This window comes from Paradesulfitobacterium aromaticivorans (genome assembly GCF_054657415.1).
Genome location: NZ_BAAHYT010000011.1, coordinates 434,990 through 459,678, shown reverse-complemented (window position 1 = coordinate 459,678; position 24,689 = coordinate 434,990). Strand labels below are relative to the sequence as shown.

The following is a 24,689-nucleotide window of genomic DNA, read 5'->3' as shown; positions in this document are numbered from 1 at the left end:
TCACTCACACAAAATACTTCATACTGCTCTTTTTAAGTTCTAGCAAGCTATAGAGCGCGTCATATTTAGTGATTCCAGTTGTGTGGGCGATCTTGGCAATCACTTGGCGGCATTCTTGTTCCGAGTGCCCATGCACCATTGTAAACAGATTATACGGCCAATCCGGCAGGGTCGGGCGTTCGTAGCAGTGGCTGACTTCTCGGAAAGACGCCATAAGCGGCCCCACTTCAACTGCCCTTTCAGACTCAACTTGCCAAACTCCCATGGCATTGGCCACAAAACCGGCTTTTTGATGGCGCAGAACCGCCCCCAAACGGCGAATAACTCCTTCCTCAAGCAACCTGTGAGTGTACTCAAGCACCATATTTTCTTCCCACTCCAGCTCCGTTGCCAGAGTTCTAAACGGATTAAGACCGTCCGGGAGATCCTCTTGCAGAAGCCTAATCAACGCTATCTCTTCTTCCGAGACAGCATAGGGCTGCTTGAGCAGAGAATCAGCACCTCGTTGTTTCATGTTTTGGTGCCGAGAGTTTAGGTTATCGCTCGTGTGATCCTCATTATCTGGTGTTTTATTATTGGTATTGAAATCAAAGTCAACATTTATTTTATATAATCTTAGAGCAGGAAGGCTGTATATCTCCTCAACCCCGCTTTGTGTTTTAACTCTGTTCAAAATTTCTGCTACCTCTGGGTACGAGGGGGCGATCAAGGTAAACCACATATTGTACGTGTGCGCGCGCAAGTAATTGTGCGTAACACCCGTAATTCCGGCCAAAATCTCTGTCAGGACCGGTATTTTCTCTTCCGGGACTTTGGCCGCACACAGGGTACTATAGTAGCCCAAGCGATGAGAGTCTAAAATTCCCCCTAATCTTCTGATATATCCTTGGGCACGCATTTCCTGAAGGCGTTGATAAGCCTCATTTTCCGTAATCCCAACTTCTTCCCCTAAGTTGAGGTAAGGACGGGATTCGACCGGAAACCGACTTTGAACAATGTTGAGCAACTCCCTGTTAACAGTGTCCAAGCTCATACCCCCTTCCGGCCGTGGAATAAACACCAGGGCTCTTCAGCCATGTAATCGCCGTCATTATAATAAGCAGCTCGGGCCCGGCAGCCGCCGCAGATTTTTTTATACTGACAAGTTCCGCATCCTCCTTTGTACTCCAGAGTGCGCAGAGTCTGGAACACTTCGTGGTTTTGCCAGATTTCATCAAAAGGAGTTTCGCGCACATCCCCCAGCGGAATATTGAGGTACGCACAAGGCTGAACCTGACCTTTAGGTCCGATAATGCAATAGTGAGTTCCCGCGAGGCAGCCCCGGCCAAAACGGACATCAACCCCCACTTCTTTTGCTATGCGCATAAACTGGGGCGCACAGGTGGGTTTAAGCTCGATCGATACAGTTTGCTGTTTCAGCATGATTCTTCTTAAAATATCTTCATACTCTTGAGCCCGTAAGGACTCTTCTTCGATCGTTACCGCCCTCCCGGTCGGCACCAGAAAAAAGAAATGGTGCGCCACCGCCCCTTCGGCCACGGCAAAATCCGTGATACTCTCGACCTCATGGGCATTCCAGTCCATCACTGTCGTATGAATCTGAAACGGCAACCCAACCTCACGGCAATTGCGCATCCCCTGTACCGCTTCATCCCATGCTCTCGGATATTTGCGAAAAGCGTCATGTTTGGCTTTGTCGAGGGAATCAAGGGAAATTCCCATGCCCATAGCCCCGGCTTCTTTCAAGCGCCTGGCCAGATCAAGTGTAAGCAGAGTTCCATTGGTGCCAAATACCGGACGCAAGCCCAGTGACTTGGCATAAGCTACCAAATCTACAATATCCGAACGCAGGAGAGGCTCCCCCCCGCTGAAAATCATGATTTTAAATCCCGCTTTAGCAATTTGCTCCAGCAAAGTCTTGGCTTCCGCCGTACTTAACTCTTCGTTTGCCTTGACCCCCGCATCCCGGTAACAATGGTCACAATACATATTACAGGCATTGGTAGTATTCCAGGAAACAATCATATCTAACTTCCCCCATTAACTTTCCACCCTAATATTCGAACTACGAACATCGAAAATCGAACTACGATCTAAGCCACCGCGCCACATCTAAGGCGAAATAAGTTATAATCAGGTCAGCTCCGGCCCGCTTCATGCCGACTAAAGCTTCCATCACAATCCTTTGTTCATCAATCCAGCCCTGCTTGGCGGCAGCCTTGATCATCGCATACTCCCCGCTGACATTATAAGCAGCGACCGGCAAGCCAAAACGCTCTTTCGTGCGGTAGATAATATCGCCGTAAGAAAGAGCAGGTTTTACAATAATCAAATCTGCCCCTTCTTCAACATCAAGCGCAGTTTCCAGCATCGCCTCGTTCGCGTTCGGAGGGTCCATTTGGTAAGTGCGGCGGTCTCCAAATTGAGGGGCAGAGCCGGCAGCTTCTCGGAAAGGCCCATAAAAACCGGAGGCAAATTTAGCTGAATAAGCCATGACCGGAATATCTTCAAACCCTTCGCGATCAAGCGCCCGGCGAATAGCCGCCACCCTGCCGTCCATCATATCTGAGGGGGCGACCATATCCGCACCCGCTTGGGCATGAGACACCGCCGTGCGCGCCAGCAGCTCAAGTGAGGGGTCATTAAGAACTTTCCCCTCGTGCACCAGTCCACAATGACCATGATCTGTGTACTCGCACAAACAAACATCTGTAATCACATAAAGCTGGGGATAGTTTTGCTTAACTAAGCGCACCGCTTTCTGCACGATGCCGTTATCATGATAGGCACCACTGCCAACCGGGTCTTTGCTTTCAGGGATACCAAAGAGGAGAATTGCGGGAATGCCCAAATGTACCAATTCATGCAGAGCTTCCACGAATTCATCGAGTGAGTATTGATACACGCCAGGCATGGAAGACACTTCCACGCGCAGATTTTCTCCCGGCATCACAAACATCGGATATATTAAGTCCTTGGTATGCACATGATTTTCCCGCACCATGCTGCGGATGGCCTCATTCGCGCGCAAACGCCGGGGACGCCTGATTAAATCCATCTCTCAAACCCCCTTGTATCTAACGATCTAACTTACTCGTGTTCTAGCAATTCTTACTAAAAAAGTATACACCCCTCAAGCTCATGCTAGTCCTATTTCCTCATCCGTAAGATAACAGGCCGGGTCAGACGCCCAGAAATCCCCGGCTGCAGCCTCGGCCCTGGTGCGGAAATTTCCGTTGCAAATATCAAGATAACGGCAGGAAGCACAGCGTCCTTTAAGGAGCGGCTTGCGGTTTTTTAGCCCCGCTAAAATGGGGTGACTCGAATCAGTCCAGATATCTCCGAACTTGCGCTCCCGTACATTGCCAAATGTTATGTGCTGGCTAAACTGATCCGGATGAACATTACCAAACGGGTCGACCTCGGCAAAGGCAATACCGGAACGGTTGCCCCCGTTAAGGGAGATCAGCCCTTTGATACGTTCAGCTCTTTCCGGATCCTCGTTTAAGGCTTTCAAATACAAGTACACCCCGTCACAGTGATTGTCTACCGTTAGAATTTCCTTCTTTAATCCCCGTTGTTCGTAATCAAGGGTGCGCCGGATGATAATATCCATTGCTTGCCGTGATTCTTGCGGAGTAACATCCTGGTCCATCATTTGATTGCCACGACCGGAATAGACAAGGTGATAAAAACACACCCGATCAATGTTTTCTTCTTCAATAAAATCAAAAATCTTGTCCATTTCCTCAAAATTATGGCGGTTGATGGTAAACCTAAGCCCCACACGCTGCCCTACTTTAACACAGTTCTGAATCCCAGCCATCGCAGCCTTAAAAGCCCCCTCTTTGCCCCGGAATTTATCGTTTACTTCCATCAGGCCGTCGAGGGAAATGCCAACATAGCCAACACCTATATTCTTAATCCTTTGAGCCACTTCAGGGCTGATCAAGGTTCCGTTGGTCGAGAGCGTAACTCTGATCCCCTTGTTCCCAGTGTATTCGGCCAATTCGAAGAAGTCGGGCCGGATTAAAGGCTCCCCTCCGGAAAACAGAAGCACAGGCACTCTGAATTCCGCTAGGTCATCAATAAACCTCTTGGCTTCTTCGGTCGTGAGTTCTCCCTGATACTTTTGCGCATCCGAATCCATATAGCAATGCGCACACTTGAGATTGCAGGTGCGGGTGGAATTCCACACCACCACCGGCCCCGAATTGACAGTGGTACCGTGTAAAGCTCCACGCGAGCCCTGGCTGTAGCGTAGGGAGTCCCCAAAATACTCCGTGTCAAAAAGAAGCTTCGTTACGCTTATCATTCTTTTACCCCCTTGACCAAGGCTTCCACAAGCCCCTCGATTGTGTAGCGCTCAGCTTCCCGGTGCACTTCAAGACCAAGTTGCCGCGCCGTCTCACTCGTAATCGGACCAATAGAGAAAACCTTTACCCCTTCTAATAAGGAAAGATTCCCTTCCAACAGCTGCACGAAATTGCGCACCGTGGATGAACTTGTAAATGTAATGACATTTACCCTGCCTTCGGTAAGCAGAGCCAGCAGTTCCTCCCGGTTGCTCTGTCCCAGGACGGTTTTGTACACAGGTACATCCCATACATCTGTACCCAAAGCTTTAAGGGATTCAGGCAGTACATCACGCGCTTCCTCTGCCCGGGCCAAGAGCACACTTTGTCCTGGCAATATCCGGCTAGCAAGCCCTTCGATAATCTTCTCGGCCCGGTACTCGTCTGGCATAAAGGCCACGCGCAGGCTTCTCTGCTCTAAGGCAGCTTTAGTGGCAGGTCCGATCGCCACGATTTCCACGCCGGCCAAATCCCTGATATCTTTACCCCGTCGCATCAGTTCAGTAAAAAAAGCCTCGACACCGTTGACACTGGTAAACACCAGCCACTCAAAGCGTTTGAGATCAGCAAGAGCCTTGGCAAGGGGCTTCGGATCACTTGGCTCCACTATCTCAATTGCCGGAAACTCCCAGGGCTCACCGCCCAAGTCTTCGATAGCCTGGGACAAGGCACTAGCCTGATGGCGGGCGCGCGTGACAATGACCCTTTGCCCGAATAAAGGTCTGTGCTCGAACCACTTGAGATTCTCCCTGAGGGATACGACTTCCCCCACGATAATAATTGCCGGCGAAGAAAATCCCTGTTCCTTGACAAGGGTTGAGATATTATGAAGCTCCCCCACCAGGGTCCGCTGTTCCGGACGTGTTCCCCATTGAATGATACCGACCGGAGTCTCGGGGTTTTTCCCGTTCTGGATAAGCTTTTCCGCAATCAAATTCAGGTTTTCCATGCCCATCAAAAAGACTAACGTCCCGTGCGCTGCGACTAAATCGTGCCAGGCAATAGCAGTCTCATTTTTTGTAGGATCTTCGTGCCCGGTAATAACGGCAAACGAAGATGTCAAGTCACGGTGGGTAACCGGAATCCCGGCATAGGCCGGAACTGCCACGGCTGAGGTAACTCCAGGCACAACCTCATATGGCAGCCCCACCTCTTTCAGGGCTTCGGCTTCTTCCCCGCCGCGCCCGAAGACAAAAGGATCTCCTCCCTTAAGCCTAGTAACGATTTTCCCTTCTTTGGCCTTCTTGACTAATACTTCATTAATCTCTTCCTGGCGCAATGTATGTCGTTCCGGCGATTTCCCGACATAAATCAGTTCACACTCGTCTTTAGCATGCTTAAGCAAACGGCGGGATGCTAAGCGGTCATATACTAAGACATCTGCCTTGGCAATACATTCAGCCCCTTTAATCGTTAAAAGCTTGGGGTCCCCTGGGCCGGCCCCCACAAGATAGACAAATCCCTGGTTCAAACGTAACACTCCTCAACAGTTTATAGCTTCCGCATAAGCCTCCCGTATCTGCAGCCGCCATGCACGCACCTGCAAATACACTTTACCGGATCTCAGCCAGAATTTCCCCTGCTCCCTCTTCCACAAGTGTAAGCGCTGCTCTCTCCCCCACACCCTCTGGGTTTTCCCCCTTAGTGCGGACGCGCAGCAAGCGCGATCCATCCACGCTTGCCACCATCCCCTGAAGTTCTATCTCCTGGCCCCGAACTTGAGCCAAAGCTCCAATGGGTACTTGGCAACCGCCCTCAAGCATGCGCATGAGAGCACGTTCAGCCCGTACCGCGAGTTCCGTCACCGTATGATTAAGAGGTGCGAGCAAATCGTACATATCCTCGCGCTCTTGGGCAATTTCCACCGCGATCGAACCCTGGCCAACCGCCGACAATACGATATCCTCCGTCAGAATTTGCGTTATTCTATCTTCCCATCCTAAACGCTTAACTCCGGCAGCTGCCAGCACGATTCCATCCATGGTTGAGTTTTGCAGTTTGTGCCAGCGCGTTTGCAGATTGCCGCGTACATCCACAAATTCAAGATCAGGGCGGTAGTACCTAAGCTGAGCCTTGCGGCGCAGGCTGCTAGTTCCGATAACGGCACCAGGAGGAAGCTGTTCAAGCAAAATCCCGTCCTTGCTTATAAACACATCCCGCGGTTCTTCGCGCTCGCAGAAAGCAGCGATATCCAAACCCGCAGGTAAATTTGTCGGCATATCCTTCAAGCTGTGCACAGCCAGATCAATCTCTGAGCGCAGAAGAAAGCTTTCCAGCTCTTTTGTAAAAAGTCCCTTGTCCCCTATCTTAGCTAAAGGTACGTCTAAGATTTTGTCCCCTTTGGTCTTCACAGGAATTAGAGTGAATTCAAAGTCCGGGTAAAACTTCAGAAGCTGGGACCGCACCCATTCTGCCTGCCATAAAGCCAGTAAGCTGTCACGGGTCCCAATGCGAATATTTTTCATTCCGCCCTCCCCCGTAAGGCCTGCCCGGGCTGTTGCCCAACCATCCACAGGGATTTTGTCTCTTCTTCCACACTTAAGTCAAAAAGGTTTTGCAAGATCTCCGTGTACAGATGCCCTTGGCGGGTATCGGCAACTTCCTTCAAATTAGTGATAGGAGTATGGAGAAGCTGGTTCACAATCGAATTAGCCAGAGAACGTATCAACTTCTCCTGTTTTGGTGTTAAAGTTCCTAAACGTTCCAAAGCCCGATTAAGCTGAGCTTCTTTAATCTCTTCCCCTTTTTGCTTAAGGGCTACAATGGTCGGAACTACGAACAAAGAATTATGCCATTTGAGGAATTGTTTCATTTCCTCTTCGATAATTTTCTTTCCTTGCTGAGCTGCCAGTTCCCGGGCTTGATGATTCCGGTCCACCACTCCCTGTAAATCGTCAATATCGTGTAAGGTCACTCCGGGAATTGTACCGACATCAGGATGCACATCGCGCGGAACTGCAATATCAATGACTAATAACGGACGCCCGGCGCGCGTGTTCATGATCTTCTCCACCCGCTCAGGCAACAGTACAAAATGAACTGAGGCTGTTGCCGAGATAACAATGTCAACCTCGGCCAAATATTCGTCCATTTTCTGAAAATGGACAGCACGCCCATTAAACTCGGCGGCTAAAGCTAAGGCCCGTTCGTACGAACGGTTGGAAACCAAAACAGTTGAGGCTCCGGCTGCAACCAAATGCTTAGCCGTCAGGGCACTCATTTCCCCAGCGCCCAAGATCATGATCGTCTTGCCTTCAATGTTAGGAAACTTTTGCATTGCCAGTTCAACGGCAGTATAGCTTATTGACACCGGATGCTGGTCAATTTTTGTTTCTGTGCGCACTCTTTTCCCCACCGTAAGCGCATGTTGAAAGAATACATTGATTACTTTGTTTGTGACTCCAGCCTCATACGCATCCTCATAGGCCTGGGCCACCTGGCCCAGGATTTGCGTTTCCCCCAGCACCATGGAATCGAAGCCGGAAACGACATTAAAAAGATGGCGCACCGCTTCATAAAGTGTGCGGGTATAAAGGTGGCGGTTTAATATTTCGTTATCAAGCCCGCTCTTTCCGGCTAAAAACTTTTTGATAGACTCCTGGCCAATCTCAACATCAGTTGTTGCTGCATAGATTTCCAAACGGTTACAGGTACTGAGAATGACAATCCCCTCGAGTGCAGGGTAAGTAATTAACTCGTGTAAAGCATTATTCATCTGGGATGCAGGAAAAGCAAGCTTTTCCCTAATCTCCAGGGGAGCACTGTGATGACTTAGTCCAACAGTGACCGGAAACACTCCTCGATCACTCCTTTCGCTTCGGCAAGACGTTTGGATTTGATTATACTCCGGACTTGCCCATCTGTCACCCGTTCCCAAAAAAGACGCTTTTTTTCCGGAGCTAGCTTCTCTTTAACCCGTGGCCGCCAACTTCTGAGAAGGGCAAGATACTCTGCCATTTCTTCTCCATAAAGATTTTCTAACTCCTCCCGGATTTGACGGGCAACAATGGGACTGCTGCCTCCGGTGGAGACCGCAATCGAGAGATCTCCTCGTTCCAGAATTGACGGCACAATGAAACTGCACTTTTCCGGATCATCAACTACATTAACCGGACGGCAGGCCTTCGCCGAATCGCGAGCTACTTGAGCATTCACTTCTTCGTGATCAGTACAGGAAAAAATGAGGACAGCATCCTTGATGTCTTGTCTGTCATACTCTTTGCACGACCACGCACACTGCTTGCTGTCAATAAGTTTCTTAAGTTCCGGGCTTAGCTCTGGAGCAACAAGGTGCACTATCGCTTGGTGAGAGAGCAGTGTCTGAACCTTGCGCAGGGCAACGCTGCCTCCGCCTACTACCAGCACCGGTCGGTTTTTTAAATCCACGAAAACAGGATAGAATTGACTCAATATATTGTCACCTCTTTGAAAGCTCTCTCTTTTACATTTCGCTTTTTCGCCAAATTTTCCTCCCTTTCTGCATTATTTGAAGATACTTTTTAACTATAATAAATGTCCCTATTCAAGTCCCTTATATTTGCGCTCTAATTTTACGCATATGAATGTAGTCCCGGTAAGAAATAATTTACCCCAAAAAATGTAAACAAGACTGCTGCAAATCCGAAGACTGCCATCCAGGCCGCTCGTTTTCCTTTCCAACCGTACATCAAGCGGGCGTGCAAATACCCGGCATAAATAATCCAAGTAATGAGGGACCACGTTTCTTTAGGATCCCAGGACCAATATGTTCCCCAGGCGTAATTCGCCCAGATTGCTCCGGTGATAATGCAGAGGGACAAAAGCGGAAAAGCGAATCCCACCACGCGGTAAGCCAGTTCATCCAAGGTATCCAAAGGGGGAAAACGCGAAATAAAACCTGCAGTTTCCTCACTTGCTTTGTTTTCTTTATTCTCTTTATTTGCTTTATCTAAATTATGTGCTTTATCCGCGTTTACCGGAGCAAGCCGGTATTTGAGTAGATACATGACTCCCAGCCCAAAGGCTACCGCAAACGCCCCATAGGCCAGAATCGCCGTAATGACATGAAAAGTGAGCCATTGACTTTTTAATGCGGGTGGAATCGCCTGCGCCACTCTCTCTTCCGGCCCCATTTTCATGGCGATATAAGCCAGCAGGAGGAAAGCGAGCGGCAGGACAAAAGCCCCTAAAGCTTTAAGGTGGTACCTGAACTCTGCAAAAAGGTAAACGGCCAAAATCCCCCAGCAAAAGGTTACAAGAAATTCATAACCGTTGCTAAGGGGAGGCCGTTGGACCATCAACATGCGTACGACAATGACCGCTGTATTAGCCCCAAATCCAATGATAGCCAGAGCGGTAGCCAGTCTTCCCATAAGTTCAGTTTTAAACGCCGCCCAGATCCAGTAACAGAACATGCTCAGCAAATAGGCGGCGAACATTAAATAAAACATCGAGCTTTCAAGATTTTCCAAGCCTGAATTCATCGTACTCCCCCTTGCAATCGATAATTGAATGGTGGAAACGTTTTAGTCAGCGTCTGTTGAAGTTTTCAGCTTCTCTGTGATCAGACTGAACTCTTCATGCACCAAACTCTTTGACTTGCCTGTTGCCCCTAAAACAAGCTTACCCCCGTTTTCCCCTTCGCTAAAAACACCGCAGATGACGACCGGGCGCCAATAGAACGACAGCATAAGCCCAAACAAAAGTAACACACTGCCCACCCAAATCAAGCTCACTCCCGGATCTTCCTTAACCTGTAATCCTGTAAATCCGGCATACCCGTCAAGCGTAATCTGGTATGCATCCTTAACCTTCGCAGTTTCCCCTTTTTGGAGTTGCCCCGACTGTACAGGTTCCGGATTGTTTCCCTGATAGACCTGATACAGAATGACTGGGTTTTGCATATCTTTTTTCATCGCGGCCACGATCAGGTAAAGATCTGTGCCCGGAGCCTGAAAATAATTGCCACCGCGCTCCTGCAGCACCACCGGAACCTTTTGTCCTTTCATCTCCGCGGTAAGGTTGACTCCATGGGCAAAACTAGCCTGATAAAAGGTAACTCCCTGGTAAGCGAAGGGATGATTCACCGACAAGGTTTGACGGGCTACTTCCTTCCCTCCTTCGACAATGCTTAAATCAGTGTACCAGTTGTCGCGCTCACCCGTAGGGAGAATACGATCCTCTGCCGAATTGACCCTGACACTGAATGTCTGGCTCACCCTGCCCCGGCTCAGCTCAATTTGCTGCAGGGGAACAGTGCTCCCGGATCCGGCCCAAAAGTACCCTTTGAACCCGAACAAAGCCCCTGCAAGCGCACCCACCAAGAGCACCACAAAGGAGAGATGCGTAATCAACGACCCCCAATAACCCCAGCGGTGTTTAATAGCCGTAAAGCCCCAACCCTTTTCCCACTCATCCTTAATCAAATAATAACGCTTGTGCGCCAAAATTTCTGCCAAGTTACGAGCGAGCCACCCGCTTTCCCCGTTAAGTTCGATTTGCATCAGCCCAGGCACTTCCCCTACCGTTCGTACGGCTTTTACACCAAAAGTTTTGGCATACAGGCCCGGAAAACGCTGAACACTGCAGATAAATAAATTAATCCCTAAAAGCCCTAGAAGCAAGCGAAACCACCAGGTGGAGTAGAGGTCGGTAAATCCCAAGGTCCGCCACAACGTCCCAACCGTTTGCGCTTTTTCCGGCTCTGTGCTTATTTGGGGAAAAAAGGTGCCGATAGCCGACACTAAGGCAATGACCCCAAGCAGAGCCAACCCCAGCTTCATCGAGCTAAATGCTTCCCAAATTTTATCAGTTAAGTTTTTGTCCCCGTTATCCATGACAACCCCCTCTGATGCGTATGTGATCACGAGCGCATTAAATTCCAGACAGGCACCACAACAAGAACAAACAGACACTCAACCAGCTAAGCTCGAACGCATGGATGCCCACGCTTCCTTACTCAATCTTTAGCCGCTGAGCATATTGTGCACCTCCATTTGACATTTAAGGCTCCTTGCCGCTGCGATTAGCCTAGGACACCTCGTATGTTACCAGGAGGTGCACTGCTTTTGCAAGACTTTACGTATTAATAGTCTCCTTAAAAATCCCTTGGTTTAGTGAACCAGGGTGGCAAGACCCGCACAATGACTGCTAATAAAACCAGAGGAAGAATAAGAAGCGCAATCACCGTACTCAAGCCTTCCTTGCCGAAGATAATTGGTTGGAAATAAGTATATCCCATTAAGCTCTTGGATACCAGCTGTCCGCCGATAACAACATTATAACGCATCGCAAAAACGCCAATGAGAATAAAAGCTGCCGAAGCTAGCGTCAAGGAATTTTGCAGCTTGGCCGATAATTTTCGTGAACGGGCAACAAGCAGCAAAATAAGGGGTACTACGGCACCTAAAAATAATTGAATCCCAAAAAAGGAAATACTAATGTGTTGCGTCAAGAGACCGGAGATTGCATTCCATTCCTCGCGTGCTTCATAGCCTTTGTGTAACACTTCGAGAAATTCAAGGGTTACATCAATGACCAGAAAAGACCACAAATACCGGTTAAGTGCCATCAAGCACGAGGAATCGATCCCTTCATGCCGCAACTTACTGCTCGCAGCATAGATTAGTATAAGCAAGGCCGTCCCCGAGACAATCGCCGACATTAAGAAAATAACCGGCATCAGAACAGTTGACCACCAAGGATTCGCTTTGACCGCTCCAAAGATAAACCCTACATAGCCATGTAAAAAGGCGGCTGCCGGAATCCCCACCGTAGCGAGAATTGTCGCGATACGCTTATCTGTGGCAACTGTCGCTTCAGATATATCATCCGCTCCCAATGTCAAAAGGCGATAACCCCAACGGGCGAAGCCGCGGCTGGATTGGGCATAGGTTACAATGTCTTTGCGAAAAACAAACCATATTTCCAAGAGTACAATAATGAAATAAAAAGAGTAAATATAGCCAAACCCTGCCATGGCTGAAGTCGGATGCGGAGTCAACATGATGTTCAGGGCGCGTAAAGGCTGCCCAAGGTGCAATAATAAAGGGAGGGGGGCGACAAGGAGCAAAGCCAAGGCTGTCAATAAAGCGAGTTTACTGACGGGTTTGAGTTCTGTCTTTTGAAAAACATGGTAAAGTGCGGAAACGATAAAGGCACCGGCTACCAATCCGGTGATATAAGGGTATAACACAATCAGTATACTCCACCAAACTTCCGCTTCATTAGGATAAACAAAACCTGTCATTTAGTTCACCGCCTTATCCAAACCAAGATAGAATACTTGGGGCTCGTTACCCATACTCGGTTTTAAGACATTGACCGTTTCTTGGGCCAGCTTTTGAACTAGCGGTTCCTGGGGTTTTTTCCTATCGCCAAACAACCGCGCCCCGGTAGGACAAACATGAACACAAGCCGGTTGCGAGCCTTTGCTAATTCGGTGATAACACCAGGTGCATTTGTCTGCTACTTTTAACTGAGGATGTATGAAACGCGCACCATAGGGACAAGCTTGGACACAATACCCACAACCGATGCAGCGTTCGCGATCCACCAGTACAACCCCATCAACCGTTCTATAGGTAGCCCCAACCGGACAAACAGTTACACAAGAAGGCTTGGCACATTGATTACATAACTTCGGTACAAAAAAATTCTTGCCGTTTTCCTCTTGTTTTGTCTCTTGATTTGTCTCTTTGGGAAATCCCTTGATCCCTCCCTCAGGCGAATCGACCCGAACCTCGGAACTTACCTGATAGCGTTCGATCCAAGTCCGATAAACCGGTTCGTTGAGCGGAACTTCATTCTCTACTTTACACGCCTTGACACATTTTCCGCAACCAATGCACTTTTTCGTGTCCACCACAAAAGTCCACTCGTGATTCTGCCACTGGCTCGTCCAAGGTGTTGCTTGCGTCGCTCCTTGAACCTGGCGCGGGACACCATGCACTAAACGTTCTGCTCCAAAACCAAGTCCTACACCTAAAGCCAACGTTCGCCAGCTCAGTCTTAAAAACTTGCGCCGTGTTACTGATTTTACCATGGTTTCTTCCCTCCCATTTTCGCCCAAGGGGAATGTGGACCATGACACGTAATGCACTGCGCATCCCCATTATGTTTGGTTCCGTCGACCTGGCGGATAACTTGTTCCGGGCGAGCACTTAACTGTTCATGACAAATGAGACAGGAAGCCCGTGAATTATCTTTCGAAGGTTTCACATCCTGAGCGAAAGGAGTCTGGGCATGCTGGCCAGCGGCGCTGTGGCATGATTCACAATTAACCGTCTGATGCACACCTGTACTCTTGATCGTACCTTTATCCGAATGACATTGAACACAGGTTGCTGAGTCTAAACCCTGACTATGCTTAACCGAGAAATTTGTCCACTCGGCCACGTTATCCCCCCGGTAAAAACCATAAACCCCAAAAGACTTCGGGACAAAGGCTGTACGAAAAATAATAAAAGCCACCACGATGAGCAACAACACAAATCCTACTCGGAATACCGGCTGACGAAGCAGATTCGATTCTTTCTTCATTGCATTCTCACCTCACTATATATAGACACAGAACTTCCCTTGAACCAACAAGGTTCACCCTGGTTAACTGTGGTGAACCTTGTCATGCTTTATTATGTTATAGCAGTTTCCCTGAAAAACCATGAACCCTTATCTTACTTAAATTCTGTAGGTTCGGTTTTCAAGTTGTAATCAGCATGGAAATCCGCGCCGGTTTCCTTCTTGACGATCTTAATGTATTTGTAACCCATGGAAGCATGGCAACCGTTACAAGAATCAATAACACCTGTGTAAGCTTTATCAAAGGCTGCGAAGTCCTTGGCATCAATCGCTTTATTGACCGGATCAAATGCACCTTTATAGAAAGATTCCCAAGCCGGATACTCATTCGGTTTAGTCACTTTAGCTGCACCCATGGATTTAAACATATAGCTGGACATATACTTGGCTAAAGCCCAGTTGCCCCCTTTAGCTGCCACATACATATTGTCGAAACGGTCTCCGACTTCCCGCATCGGAATGGCAAATTTCGGCAAAGCACCTTTTACTTCATCAATTTGTTTTTTCAGATCATCCGTGGCAGCCGTTGCGGCCGGTGCCGGAGCAGCAGGTTGAGACGTAGCTGATTGTGTACCACAGCCGGTCAGGACAAAGGCTCCGAGAACTAAAAAAATTGCGAGCTTGTAAATCTTTTTCAACCTAATTACCTCCATATTATGTAAATTTTTAGTTAGTTCGGACCAACTAAGAACACATCCCCCTTTCCTGTGTTTTCATCCAAACTACTTCATAATTATTTTCACATATTATGTATAAAAAAACAGGAAATATATATCCTGTTTTTCCAGTACAAATGTCATGGGTAATTTGTTCTAAGCGTCTTAATCTCAAGAACTCAAATGTTTTTCATGCACATAATTTGCTAATTGCACGCGGCTGGAGAGATTAAGCTTCTGCAAGATGCTGCTGACGTGATTGCGGACGGTGTGTTCACTCAAATAGAGTTCCTGAGCAATTTGCCGGTTACTCTTACCTTGCGCAACTTTAAGCATAACCTCCTTCTCCTTCTTGGTTAAGAGTTCTTCCTGAGTCATATTTTGCGAGAGTTTACGCACCCTGCTCAGTACACTCATCGCCAGAGCCGGATCCAGAAAGGCTTCGCCGCGGAGCACTTTCCCAACGGCTTCCCGCAATCCTTCCCGGCTGATCTGTTTAAGCAGATAACCGGAGGCACCGGCCTCGATCGCCTCGATCACAGCCTGTTCATCTTCATAAGATGTAAACATGAGAATCCGCACTTCAGGAAACTCTTGTTTGATCAGCCGACAGGCATCGATGCCGCTGCCATCAGCCAAGCGCACATCCAGCAAAACAATATCCGGTACCCTCTGCCTGACTAAACGCAAAGCCTCAGTCACCCCGTCGGCTTCGTGAATCACCTCATACTCAGAATCATCTAATAAGACCCTCAAGCCCATCCGCACGACGTCATGGTCGTCAATAATCATTACTTTATGCTTGGTCACAAAGATCCACCACCCTATTCAAATGTAACTTGACCCACGTCCCCTTGGCCGTACCCTCAATCAGAAACTGAGCGGACAACTGTTGAGCGCGATGTTGCATACTACGGATGCCATACCCGGAAAGCATGCTTGCGTTCGCATGATCCCCTGCTTTCAGGTCAAGATTCCCATGGCCATTATCCCTGATCTGAAGATCAAATTCACGCTCATCCCCCAAAACCTCAACCTCAATTTGCGAACAGTCCGCGTGGCGGGTGGCATTTGCCAAACCTTCCTGCACAATGAACAAGACATGCTCTTGTCCTCCTGGCAATAAGGCAAACCAAACCGGGACTTTAATCTTGTGGGTGATCGTGATCTGCGGGCACGCTTCGCGAAAACCATCGATAACTTCAAGCAACTTTTCCTTAAATTCTTCCTGCCCGAAGTTTTCCGATTTTAACCCGTGAATATAACGGCGTAACGAATCAATGGTTTCATTAAGCCGTGCATTTACTCTCTCAATTAACTCTTTGCTCCGCAGCGGCTGTATACTCACCAATTCAGCAGCCCGTTCCAACAGCATCCCTGAACCATAAATCGCTTGAATCGCTCCGTCATGAATATCGTTGGCGATCCGCTGACGTTCGCTGCATACCCATTGCAAAGCTTCAATTTTCTCGATATTACGGGTATATTCCATCCGGAAAACCACAAGAATTCTGACAACAAACCAGCTTAAGATTAAACTCAAGAGTGCCCGCACAACTTGGACAGGGATATGAAATATCAGCAAAAAAGTTTGGCTGTTTAAGATATTGCTGGGGAAAAAATCTCCCGGAGGTACCATTAAGCCTGAAACAACACTATACATAAGCAAGACAATCCCGGCATCCCTGAAATTTTTGTTTATTTTTAGTCCCCAATTAGCAACTTCTGCCTGTCTGCGCCAAATTCCCAAGCCGGAAATTAATGCTCCGGGAAAACATAAAAGATAACGCTCCCAAATTTCACTGTCAACATACCAAACAGCGAGCGACCGTTTATATAAAAAATAAATAAAATAAGCAAACCAAACCAATAAAATTACGATCGGCACTCCTGCGTATATTTGCCCTTTGTTCGTATACTGTCTTATGCCAAAAGCTAGGAGAAAGGCAAAAGAACTGGCCTTAAGGGTTAAATGTAAAACCGATAAAATGACCAGGAGTTCCTCATGCCCCGCAGCTTGCAAAGGTACAAAAATATAACCCCATTCGGAAAACGCATGCAGGATGCCGAAAAAGGCCAATAACCACAGCGTCTTGGCAAAACTCAATTGGCTAGGCTGCAGGATCTGAACGATAATCGCTACTCCCATGGTAAAGAAGCCCAAGCCGTAAACTAAATATAGAGCGTTGATATCAAAAATAAGGATCCCCCCAAGAGTCTGCTGCCAGCATCGACCATTCTGCAACAAACATATATCTTATCAATGTCTACGATAAGTATTCGCGATAGATCAGACAAATCCTTCTACTGCCTGATCAGCGCACTGAACAACTCGGAGGGTTATCGGTAAGACTTATACATGTGAACGTCCTATGAATAAAATGTGAATTTCCTGTGAACCAGACCGGAACCCAGATTATTCTGCTTTAAATTTGATATCTAAACTTGTACAATAGGTTTGAAACATATTTCTCTAATACCCATGTTAAAGGCTACTATGAGGGAGGACATGTCATGGACAAAGAGCGAGCGGACAAAAAGCAAAAGTTCACCCAGCAGAAAAAAAGCACCGCATCTGTTTATCTTGCTTTTGCTGTTATGACTCTTGCTGTTGCGGTAGGCGGGTATTTCTTCTTAAACAGCAAGAACCCGCTTGACGCGAAGAGCGTCGCCAGTGTCAACCAAAAGATAAACTATAGCACCAGTGAACAGCTTCAGCAAACAAAAGTCCCGAGTAAGATTGAAAACGGAAGGGTCATTGTCACTTCACTAAGCACGCTTAAGAACGATAAGTTTATCTGGACCGAGTATAAGGCGGGTGGCAAGCGGGTTCCCCTTACCGCAGTTATTCAGCCTAATGGAAAAGTATTAGTGGCTGTGAGCGTCTGTGAGCCTTGTAACAGTGAGACGTTCCATATCACAGGTAATAAGTTGATTTGTAATGCCTGTGGTACGGTTTGGGATCTGCAAACCTTAAAAGGTGATAGCGGAGGCTGCCAGCAGTATCCACCGGACGCGCTAACATATTCGGTTAACGGAGATAACCTGGAAGTCCCACAATCCACCTTGGATAACTGGAAACCACGCGTATAGATATTATTTGTTGAACCTATGGTTTAACAAATATACCTTTTGAGAGGCTAAATCAAACTTAACGCACTCGTTCTTACGAGTGCGTTAAGTACATAGGAGAACGTATGAACTCTTGTACCAGGAGGTATGACACTTACATGAGCTTTATTCAAGTCTCAAACGTCACCAAAACCTATCAAAGCGGGGATACTGCCGTTGAGGCTCTTAAGAATGGCAATCTTCAGATTGAGGAGGGTGAATTCCTAGCTTTAATGGGGCCTTCCGGATCAGGCAAAAGTACGCTTCTTAGTATCCTTGGAGGACTAAATCAACCGTCCTCCGGAGAGGTCTTGATCGATGACATCTCCGTCTACAATCTAGGTTCCGAACGTCTGGCTGATTTTCGTCATGAGTATGTGGGTTTCGTATTTCAACAATTCCAACTCGTCCCTTATCTTACGGCTTTGGAAAATGTCATGTTACCGCTGGCAATAACCTCTCGTTCGGATCGGGAACAACGGAAAATGGCTCAGGCAGTACTAGACAAGGTAGGCTTGGGGGGAAAAGCACTGCGCTTACCCAACCAGTTGTCAGGGGGTGAGCAGAACCGCGTAGCCATTGCGCGCGCGATTGTAAACCGTCCTGCGATCATGTTTGCCGATGAACCGACGGGAAGCCTCGATAGTAAAACAGCCGTTGAGATCATGCACTTATTCCAAGCGCTAAATCGGGACGGCTTAACCATTATCATGGTGACCCATAACAAAGAGAACCTTGACTGGGTCACCCGCACGATCTATATCCGAGATGGTTTTTTAAGCTCTATGCCAGAGCAAGGCTAAGGAGGGACAGACCGTGCGCCTAACTAACATTTCATTTCAAAACATGCGTAGACGTAAGACCCGCTCGGCCTTGCTCGTATTAAGCCTGATTATTGGGGTTGCTTCCATCGTTTTTCTTTATACAACAAACGAAGCGATGAAAGAGGATGTGGCCAATAAACTGGACCAATACGGGTCTAACATTCTGATCTTGCCGGAAACCGGAGAAGCTATGTCTTTCGGTGGAATTACTGTTGAAGCTCCAACACAGGTACCAGATCTTGGTATGTCCGTTATTCCGCTGATGAAGACGATTAAAAACAAAGAAACATTGGCAACCATTGCTCCTAAACTCTTACAAAACGCCCAGATTAACGGCAAGGAGGTTTTAATCCTTGGAGTCGATTTTCAGCAGGAACTGAAACTCAAGAAATGGTGGAAGATCGATGGCTTAGCCAAAAGTCAGACCCTAGGGTCGAATGATATTTTGTTAGGCAGTGATATTGCCAGCTCGCTTGGACTTACAGAAAATCAAGCGCTGACAATCAAGGGACAATCCTTCAATGTGGCAGGGATCATTCAGCCCACCGGATCATCCGAAAACGATCAATCAGTATTTATGGATCTTTCGACCACGCAACAGTTGTGGAATCGGCCGGGAGCACTCAGCCTCATCGAAACGGCTGCGCTTTGTTACACCTGCCCCATTGATCAGGTGACTCAGCAACTCCAAGAGAAGCTTCCAGGAACGAAAGTTACCGCCTTAAAATCCTCCCTGCAGTCTAGAAATGATACCGTCGGAAAGTTTAAGGCCTTTGCCTTAACCGTATCCCTGATCATACTGCTCGCAAGCGTTTTAGTTGTTACCATGACCATGATGGCTTCTGTCAAGGAACGCACACGGGAAATTGGAATACTTCGGTCCATCGGGTTTCGCAAATCCCATATCATCCAGGTTATCCTGACTGAGGTAGGAGGGCTCAGCATCCTGGGAGGCCTTTTGGGCTTTCTACTTGGTATGGGTGCAGCCGTTCGGTACGGTCCGGCTCTCTCCAAAACTCAAATTCATATGACGTGGCAGCCAGTGTTGTCTCTTTATGCTGTTGGAGGCGCTCTGTTCGTTGGGCTTATAGCTACCGTTTACCCGGCTTGGAAAGCGGCCAAGCTTGACCCCGTTGACGCCCTGCGCTATTTATGAAGGTAATGGAGGGATGACATGACGTTGACACATATTGCCATGCAAAACCTGCGTCGAAGAAAGGGAAGAACATGCTTCTTACTCTTTACGTATTTGCTAATCGTGGGTACCATTATTTGCTTGAGCGTAATTTCTTCGGCCATGAAAGAAGACCTGCAAAAAAGCCTCACACAATACGGTGCAAATATTGTGATCACGCCCCGTTCCGAACACTTTACCATGAGTTACGGGGGGTTATCCGTCCCTGGCATGAATTACGAGGTCAAAAAACTGGATGAAGGCGTCTTAAGCACCATTCAAGGCACCAACACCAAAATTGACGTCATTGCACCTAAAGTAATCGGTTCCGTCCAGAGCCCAACCAAGCGTTATTTGGTGATCGGGGTAGACTTTCCCAGTGAATTCAAAATAAAGCCTTGGTGGAGTGTTGACGGCAATCTCCCTCAGCCTCGCGAAGTGGTTGTTGGTTCAGCTATTGCTACGAAGGATAAACTAAACGTCGGAAGTACGATCGAACTTGCACATCAAAACTACCGTGTAGCCGGAATCATGAAAGAAACGGGCAGTTCAGAGGACAATGGAATATTTACAACCATTACAACGGCTCGAACGCTTACCGGCATAACGAATGCTTGGTCCATGATTGAGCTCAATACCATAGAACCTGAAAAGACAGCCGCTGGTTTGAACAAACGCTTACCCGAGGCTAAAGTCGTAGAAGTAGCTCAACTTGTACAAGGCACTCAAGACAGCGTAGCCCGATTTGCCCATTTCTCCCTCACGACCTCCGTCATACTTGGAATATTTGGCCTGCTGATCTTAATAGTAACCATGGCGGGAAATATTCGTGAACGGGTTACGGAACTGGGTGTTCTTAGAGCCATCGGCTTTCGGCAACACCATATTTTGTGGGTGCTCACTTGGGAAACATTATTAGTCAGTTTTGTTGGAGGAGTGCTTGGGTACGTCTTGGGTATACTGGCTCCCTTACTCATGGAACCCTTACTGTCTCAGAAGACTTTCGCGGTTACCCTTCATCCTTGGATGGGGTTATTAGTTATCATCGGGGCGGTTTTTGCGGGCCTTATCTCTATGAGCTATCCAGCCTGGCGCGCTGCGAAATTAGATCCTGCTGAGGCGTTACGTCTCATTTAGCGAATCAAATAAACTACCCAATACGACTCCTTCAACTTAAGACCCGACACACACTTTCCTCTTTATAGCCTGTAACAACTCTCATGTATCCGGACAGTTCCTGATCAAGTGCTTGATCTCCTGTATCTACGAAAAGTGTGTGTGCCGGAAGTGACAGCACTTTGCTCATGGTAGCTATCACAATAAGGTTTTCCTTCCCTACCTGCCGCAGCACGTGCGGGCTAAACTGCTGGTTCCCCCGGCCCAGAATATACCCCTGGCCGCCTATGGGGGTAAGCACGATCTTTCCATCCCTTTGCTGCAGTAATACCAACAAGGCTTGCTCGTTTACATCACTGGCCACAAGCTGTCGGTGCGCAATAACGTCCACTCCGAGCAAAGTATTAGGCAAGGACAGCCTGTCCATGATCGCCCGGGTCGTAGTACCAGGGCCAATAATGTACAATAAGTCATCTCGCATACTGTCTACAATGTAATCTGCTATAGCACGAAGTGTCGATTCTTCACTAACGCTGCCCCCGGATTTGACGTTTTGAACTAAATTCTGTTCATAAGGTACAGTTAAATACCCGTACAATCTGGCGCTTACAACCCCGGCACGAAATCTTTCCTCATCGATGTCCATGACTTCCGCTTCCCGTACCCGTGTGGCTTCTCCCTTTAGCACCAAAGAAACAAGTTGCCCAGCACTCTTAGGATTCTTAGCGAAAACTGCGGAATGCATTTTAACCCCCGAAGGGATGCCCAAGACCGGCACTCTGCCCCCAATAGCCACATAAATATCACGGGCTGTACCATCTCCCCCGGCAAAGAGCAAGAGCTCAATACCCATGTCAGCCAAGGCCGCCGCTGCTCGCATCGTGTCTTCAGATGTTGTCCTGCCGTTAGTGATACTGCCCATAACCACTGTGTTAAACCCAACTGCCAAGGCTGCACGTTCACCCATTTCCGCCGGATATGTCACCACTTCTATAGGGAGATGGTGTTCAGCCAGCACTTGAAGGGCTTCCACCGCACGCTGGGCTGACCGGGATACCGCTCCCAGGTCTAAAGCCTTCTGCTGAACTTCTGCTCCATCGCTTCCTTTTAGGCCCACCCTGCCGCCAATACCGGCGACAGGGTTTATGATAAGGCCGAGCCTTTTAGGCAACCTCACTCATCCTCTCTTAATGCAAGGCAAATTAAGAATCGGCTCCGCCTTTCTTAATTCCTCGACCTAAGTAGGCTTGGATCACCTCAGGATTGTTGGCAACTTCTTCAGGGATTCCCTCTGCTATTTTCCTACCTGAATTCATGACAATAATTCTGTCCGAGAGAGCCATAATCGCCTGCATTACATGTTCAACCATCACAATCGTAATCTTTTTCTCCTTACATATTCTCCTAATTATTTCAATAACTCCGTTTACTTCAGACGGGTTTAATCCGGCCACAACTTCATCGAGCAGCAATAATTCGGGCTCGGTAGCCAGAGCCCTGGCGAGTTCGATTCTCTTCTTTCCCCCCAGAGTCATAGACTCAGCTAAATTATCTTTTGCACCCAAGAGCCCTACAAAATCAAGAACTTCTAATGCTTTTTCTTTGGCAATTTTCTTATTGTCCGTTTGCGCAAAGGCACCTACCATAACATTATCTAAAACACTCATCTTGCCAAAAGGCTTAACAATCTGGAAAGTTCGAGCTATCCCCAAGTAGCTGGTTTCAAATACTTTTAACTTGGAAATATCTTTGCCCTTAAAATACACTTCTCCTGACGTAGGTTTATAATAGCCTGAAAGCATGTTGAAAAGGGTAGTTTTACCAGCACCGTTCGGTCCGATTAAACCTACAAGTTCCCCCGAGTTAACTTTGACACTAACATCAGCAACAGCCATAAGGCCGCCAAAACTCTTAGTCAGATCTTTAGCTTCAAGAATTACCATTGTTCCAGCCCCCCACCCTACAGCATCATAAGGTCTTGCTTTCCACTCCGGTCTTAGCTGTGACGACCGGGTCACCTAGTTTTCGCAAAATCCGCGTGTACAATCTGCCGAGTGTCCCAATCACACCATGAGGTAAATAAGTCACTACAACCATGAGGATGAGACCATACGCCAGGAGATGAACGCCGGCAAATCTACCCCCAAGATAAATTCTGGTAAGTTCGGACAAAGGTGTAAGAATGAGGCTGCCAAGCACCGGGCCTAAGACCGTACCTTCCCCACCGATAATTCCAATAACCGCAATTTCCGTAGAGAAATCCCCACTTAATATCCCCTGTGGATTAATGTAGAGGAGATATTGGGCGTAAAAAGTGCCGCCTAAAGCCATAACAAACGCACTTATCGCTGACGCAGTCAGCTTCAGTTTCGAAGTGTTGACGCCCAATGATTCGGCAGCATCCTGGTCATTTCCGATAGCAGAAAGATAGTACCCCATTTTAGAATTTTTAATTTTATAGCTAAGAAGTATCACGAACAAAAACAGTATAAAGATTACATAATAATAAGCTGCTTTAGTTTCAAACTGATAAATGCCAGGGGAATTTCCTTTGAAAGGGATAAGTATACCTTCGGCACCTTTAAGCTCGATGCCACCAATGGATTTAGTATTCTGAATAAATATCCGAATGATTTCCCCATAGGCAATTGTAGCTAAAGCATAGTAAGGCCCGCGTAGTTTGAAAACAGGGTAACCTATAAGCCAACCTAATACGCCTGCTATTACCCCACCGATTATCATCCCAATCCAAGGAGAAATCCCCACTTGTACAAATAATATCGTCGATGTGTATGCTCCAATTCCCACAAAGGCTGCATGCCCTAGAGACAATTGACCGGCAAATCCGGAAATTATATTCCAGCCTGAGGCGAGGTAGGCATTAAACAAAAACATAATGAAAATTTGTAAGATGTACTCATTGTTTATGAGAAAGGGAAGCGCCACTAAAATCAGTAAGAATAACAAAGGCAAATAATAACTAGGGTATGTCAGCTTCCGCAACATAATTGTCCCTCACCTCGCTTATTTCCCAAGTAATCCAGACGGCTTATATAACAAGACCCCTATAAACACCACGAAAATCAGCATTTCAGCGGCTGTCGCCGACCAGAGTTGAGCAGTTACTGACTCAATCAGACCAACGATTAACCCACCATAAAACGCTCCACTCAAACTTCCGATCCCGCCTAGAACAGCAATTACAAAGGAGCGCATTTCAAAAATTTTACCTGCTTCCGGCTGTACATAGTACATTGGAAGCATCAGAGCCGCTGCTATCCCTAAAATAGCTAGGCAAATACCAAAGGCAATATTGTAAATCTTATAGTCGTTAATTCCCATTAGGCCCGCAGCCTCCCGGTCCTGACCGGTAGCCCTGATGGCCTTTCCCAAGTCAGTCTTGCTTAGCATCAGTTGTAATCCCAAGATGACAATTGCTCCGACTATCCCGGCAATAAGACGGGGAACAGAGATCACCACGCCACCCATATCCAAGGTCATACCCGAAACAAATGTCTTCGCCGCCTTGTAATAGGCACCAAAGAAAAGAAGGGCGGCATTCTGAAGTACGAGTGTCAGACCAACGGTTAGAAGGATAACCGCATGTCCGTTGCGTCCAAATTCCCTTTTTAAGACCGGATTAATGACTCTACCTTGAAGAAAGTAACCAAAGAAAAAGAGCGCAGGTACCACTACCAGCAATGAAAGGTAGGGGTCAAGTCCTACTAGGCTCCACATATAGAAGACTGCATACATGCCAACCATCACGAGGGCTCCATGGGCAAAGTTAATTATTTTCATAACACCAAAAACCAAACTTAAGCCCACCGCTATCAAACCATAAAGACTTCCCATAAAAAGCCCGTTCAAGGTAGCTGCGATTAAGATTTGCATC

24 protein-coding genes are annotated in these 24,689 nt (G+C 47.5%); 4 read left to right on the top strand and 20 right to left on the bottom strand.

Going from position 1 to position 24,689, the window contains the following annotated elements; all coding sequences use genetic code 11:
* Positions 1-4: 4 nt before the first annotated feature.
* The 16 genes from ahbB to ACYQ2N_RS18905 form a co-directional block, all read right to left on the bottom strand.
* The gene (gene ahbB, locus ACYQ2N_RS18980; protein WP_460000982.1) at positions 5-1,027 is read right to left on the bottom strand and encodes a siroheme decarboxylase subunit beta; all 1,023 of its coding nucleotides are present in this window, start codon (positions 1,025-1,027) and stop codon (positions 5-7) included.
* A gap of 2 nt (positions 1,028-1,029) precedes the next feature.
* Positions 1,030-2,025, bottom strand: coding sequence for a putative heme d1 biosynthesis radical SAM protein NirJ2 (nirJ2, locus tag ACYQ2N_RS18975; protein WP_460000981.1), 996 nt, complete (start codon positions 2,023-2,025; stop codon positions 1,030-1,032).
* 61 nt (positions 2,026-2,086) lie between these two features.
* Positions 2,087-3,058: a porphobilinogen synthase gene (gene hemB / locus ACYQ2N_RS18970; protein ID WP_460000980.1), complete on the bottom strand. Its 972-nt coding sequence runs from the start codon at positions 3,056-3,058 to the stop codon at positions 2,087-2,089.
* Between the two features lie 81 nt (positions 3,059-3,139).
* Positions 3,140-4,315, bottom strand: coding sequence for a putative heme d1 biosynthesis radical SAM protein NirJ1 (gene nirJ1 / locus ACYQ2N_RS18965; RefSeq protein WP_460000979.1), 1,176 nt, complete (start codon positions 4,313-4,315; stop codon positions 3,140-3,142).
* Positions 4,312-5,826: a uroporphyrinogen-III C-methyltransferase gene (cobA, locus tag ACYQ2N_RS18960; RefSeq protein WP_460000978.1), complete on the bottom strand. Its 1,515-nt coding sequence runs from the start codon at positions 5,824-5,826 to the stop codon at positions 4,312-4,314. Before cobA ends, nirJ1 begins: the two co-directional genes overlap by 4 nt.
* An 82-nt stretch (positions 5,827-5,908) precedes the next feature.
* Positions 5,909-6,820: a hydroxymethylbilane synthase gene (gene hemC / locus ACYQ2N_RS18955; RefSeq protein ID WP_460000977.1), complete on the bottom strand. Its 912-nt coding sequence runs from the start codon at positions 6,818-6,820 to the stop codon at positions 5,909-5,911.
* Positions 6,817-8,151: a glutamyl-tRNA reductase gene (gene hemA, locus ACYQ2N_RS18950; RefSeq protein WP_460000976.1), complete on the bottom strand. Its 1,335-nt coding sequence runs from the start codon at positions 8,149-8,151 to the stop codon at positions 6,817-6,819. Before hemA ends, hemC begins: the two co-directional genes overlap by 4 nt.
* The gene (locus ACYQ2N_RS18945; protein WP_460000975.1) at positions 8,127-8,765 is read right to left on the bottom strand and encodes a precorrin-2 dehydrogenase/sirohydrochlorin ferrochelatase family protein; all 639 of its coding nucleotides are present in this window, start codon (positions 8,763-8,765) and stop codon (positions 8,127-8,129) included. The genes hemA and ACYQ2N_RS18945 overlap by 25 nt, the downstream gene beginning before the upstream one ends.
* Before the next feature lie 140 nt (positions 8,766-8,905).
* Complete coding sequence (ccsB, locus tag ACYQ2N_RS18940) at positions 8,906-9,817, bottom strand: c-type cytochrome biogenesis protein CcsB (RefSeq protein ID WP_460000974.1); 912 nt, start codon at positions 9,815-9,817, stop codon at positions 8,906-8,908.
* Between the two features lie 42 nt (positions 9,818-9,859).
* The gene (locus ACYQ2N_RS18935) at positions 9,860-11,170 is read right to left on the bottom strand and encodes a cytochrome c biogenesis ResB family protein (protein WP_460000973.1); all 1,311 of its coding nucleotides are present in this window, start codon (positions 11,168-11,170) and stop codon (positions 9,860-9,862) included.
* Positions 11,171-11,430: 260 nt separating this feature from the next.
* Entirely contained in the window at positions 11,431-12,582 is a 1,152-nt protein-coding gene (nrfD, locus tag ACYQ2N_RS18930) for an NrfD/PsrC family molybdoenzyme membrane anchor subunit (protein ID WP_460000972.1), read from the bottom strand.
* Positions 12,583-13,377 (bottom strand): 4Fe-4S dicluster domain-containing protein, encoded by a 795-nt coding sequence (locus ACYQ2N_RS18925; RefSeq protein WP_460000971.1) that lies wholly within the window; start codon positions 13,375-13,377, stop codon positions 12,583-12,585. It abuts the gene before it with no gap.
* Positions 13,371-13,874 carry a multiheme c-type cytochrome gene (locus ACYQ2N_RS18920; RefSeq protein WP_460000970.1) on the bottom strand — a complete coding sequence of 168 codons (504 nt, stop codon included), beginning with the start codon at positions 13,872-13,874 and terminating at the stop codon, positions 13,371-13,373. The genes ACYQ2N_RS18925 and ACYQ2N_RS18920 overlap by 7 nt, the downstream gene beginning before the upstream one ends.
* A 134-nt stretch (positions 13,875-14,008) precedes the next feature.
* Positions 14,009-14,551, bottom strand: coding sequence for a hypothetical protein (locus tag ACYQ2N_RS18915; RefSeq protein ID WP_460000969.1), 543 nt, complete (start codon positions 14,549-14,551; stop codon positions 14,009-14,011).
* Positions 14,552-14,740: 189 nt separating this feature from the next.
* Positions 14,741-15,379: a response regulator gene (locus ACYQ2N_RS18910; RefSeq protein WP_460000968.1), complete on the bottom strand. Its 639-nt coding sequence runs from the start codon at positions 15,377-15,379 to the stop codon at positions 14,741-14,743.
* The gene (locus ACYQ2N_RS18905) at positions 15,366-16,814 is read right to left on the bottom strand and encodes a sensor histidine kinase (RefSeq protein ID WP_460000967.1); all 1,449 of its coding nucleotides are present in this window, start codon (positions 16,812-16,814) and stop codon (positions 15,366-15,368) included. The genes ACYQ2N_RS18910 and ACYQ2N_RS18905 overlap by 14 nt, the downstream gene beginning before the upstream one ends.
* 269 nt (positions 16,815-17,083) lie before the next feature.
* Here ACYQ2N_RS18905 and ACYQ2N_RS18900 point away from each other — a divergent pair, with 269 nt between their 5' ends.
* The 4 genes from ACYQ2N_RS18900 to ACYQ2N_RS18885 all read left to right on the top strand — a co-directional run bounded on the left by ACYQ2N_RS18900 (position 17,084) and on the right by ACYQ2N_RS18885 (position 20,815).
* Positions 17,084-17,662 (top strand): DUF2318 domain-containing protein, encoded by a 579-nt coding sequence (locus ACYQ2N_RS18900; protein WP_460000966.1) that lies wholly within the window; start codon positions 17,084-17,086, stop codon positions 17,660-17,662.
* A 137-nt stretch (positions 17,663-17,799) separates the two neighbouring features.
* Positions 17,800-18,483 (top strand): ABC transporter ATP-binding protein, encoded by a 684-nt coding sequence (locus tag ACYQ2N_RS18895; RefSeq protein ID WP_460000965.1) that lies wholly within the window; start codon positions 17,800-17,802, stop codon positions 18,481-18,483.
* A gap of 13 nt (positions 18,484-18,496) precedes the next feature.
* Entirely contained in the window at positions 18,497-19,660 is a 1,164-nt protein-coding gene (locus ACYQ2N_RS18890) for an ABC transporter permease (protein WP_460000964.1), read from the top strand.
* Between the two features lie 18 nt (positions 19,661-19,678).
* Positions 19,679-20,815: an ABC transporter permease gene (locus ACYQ2N_RS18885; protein ID WP_460000963.1), complete on the top strand. Its 1,137-nt coding sequence runs from the start codon at positions 19,679-19,681 to the stop codon at positions 20,813-20,815.
* A gap of 31 nt (positions 20,816-20,846) precedes the next feature.
* Here the strand turns inward: ACYQ2N_RS18885 and ACYQ2N_RS18880 are convergent, their stop codons facing one another.
* Genes ACYQ2N_RS18880 through ACYQ2N_RS18865 form a run of 4 tightly spaced genes read right to left on the bottom strand, consistent with a single transcriptional unit; the run spans position 20,847 to position 24,688 of the window.
* Positions 20,847-21,965: an ATP-NAD kinase family protein gene (locus ACYQ2N_RS18880; RefSeq protein ID WP_460000962.1), complete on the bottom strand. Its 1,119-nt coding sequence runs from the start codon at positions 21,963-21,965 to the stop codon at positions 20,847-20,849.
* 31 nt (positions 21,966-21,996) lie between these two features.
* Positions 21,997-22,737: an ABC transporter ATP-binding protein gene (locus ACYQ2N_RS18875; RefSeq protein WP_460000961.1), complete on the bottom strand. Its 741-nt coding sequence runs from the start codon at positions 22,735-22,737 to the stop codon at positions 21,997-21,999.
* 25 nt (positions 22,738-22,762) lie between these two features.
* Entirely contained in the window at positions 22,763-23,800 is a 1,038-nt protein-coding gene (locus ACYQ2N_RS18870) for a branched-chain amino acid ABC transporter permease (RefSeq protein ID WP_460000960.1), read from the bottom strand.
* Positions 23,801-23,818: 18 nt separating this feature from the next.
* The gene (locus ACYQ2N_RS18865) at positions 23,819-24,688 is read right to left on the bottom strand and encodes a branched-chain amino acid ABC transporter permease (protein ID WP_460000959.1); all 870 of its coding nucleotides are present in this window, start codon (positions 24,686-24,688) and stop codon (positions 23,819-23,821) included.
* Position 24,689: the final 1 nt, after the last annotated feature.

Excerpts from the sequence above, each read along its gene's own strand:
- ACYQ2N_RS18865 (WP_460000959.1), bottom strand. The coding sequence starts at position 24,688 with ATGCAAATCTTAATCGCAGCTACCTTGAACGGGCTTTTTATGGGAAGT.
- nirJ2 (WP_460000981.1), bottom strand. The coding sequence starts at position 2,025 with ATGATTGTTTCCTGGAATACTACCAATGCCTGTAATATGTATTGTGAC.
- ACYQ2N_RS18920 (WP_460000970.1), bottom strand. The coding sequence starts at position 13,874 with ATGAAGAAAGAATCGAATCTGCTTCGTCAGCCGGTATTCCGAGTAGGA.
- ACYQ2N_RS18875 (WP_460000961.1), bottom strand. The coding sequence starts at position 22,737 with ATGGTAATTCTTGAAGCTAAAGATCTGACTAAGAGTTTTGGCGGCCTT.
- ACYQ2N_RS18870 (WP_460000960.1), bottom strand. The coding sequence starts at position 23,800 with ATGTTGCGGAAGCTGACATACCCTAGTTATTATTTGCCTTTGTTATTC.
- ACYQ2N_RS18925 (WP_460000971.1), bottom strand. The coding sequence starts at position 13,377 with ATGGTAAAATCAGTAACACGGCGCAAGTTTTTAAGACTGAGCTGGCGA.
- ACYQ2N_RS18900 (WP_460000966.1), top strand. The coding sequence starts at position 17,084 with ATGGACAAAGAGCGAGCGGACAAAAAGCAAAAGTTCACCCAGCAGAAA.
- ACYQ2N_RS18935 (WP_460000973.1), bottom strand. The coding sequence starts at position 11,170 with ATGGATAACGGGGACAAAAACTTAACTGATAAAATTTGGGAAGCATTT.
- ccsB (WP_460000974.1), bottom strand. The coding sequence starts at position 9,817 with ATGAATTCAGGCTTGGAAAATCTTGAAAGCTCGATGTTTTATTTAATG.
- ACYQ2N_RS18885 (WP_460000963.1), top strand. The coding sequence starts at position 19,679 with ATGACGTTGACACATATTGCCATGCAAAACCTGCGTCGAAGAAAGGGA.
- hemC (WP_460000977.1), bottom strand. The coding sequence starts at position 6,820 with ATGAAAAATATTCGCATTGGGACCCGTGACAGCTTACTGGCTTTATGG.
- nrfD (WP_460000972.1), bottom strand. The coding sequence starts at position 12,582 with ATGACAGGTTTTGTTTATCCTAATGAAGCGGAAGTTTGGTGGAGTATA.
- nirJ1 (WP_460000979.1), bottom strand. The coding sequence starts at position 4,315 with ATGATAAGCGTAACGAAGCTTCTTTTTGACACGGAGTATTTTGGGGAC.
- hemB (WP_460000980.1), bottom strand. The coding sequence starts at position 3,058 with ATGGATTTAATCAGGCGTCCCCGGCGTTTGCGCGCGAATGAGGCCATC.
- ACYQ2N_RS18895 (WP_460000965.1), top strand. The coding sequence starts at position 17,800 with ATGAGCTTTATTCAAGTCTCAAACGTCACCAAAACCTATCAAAGCGGG.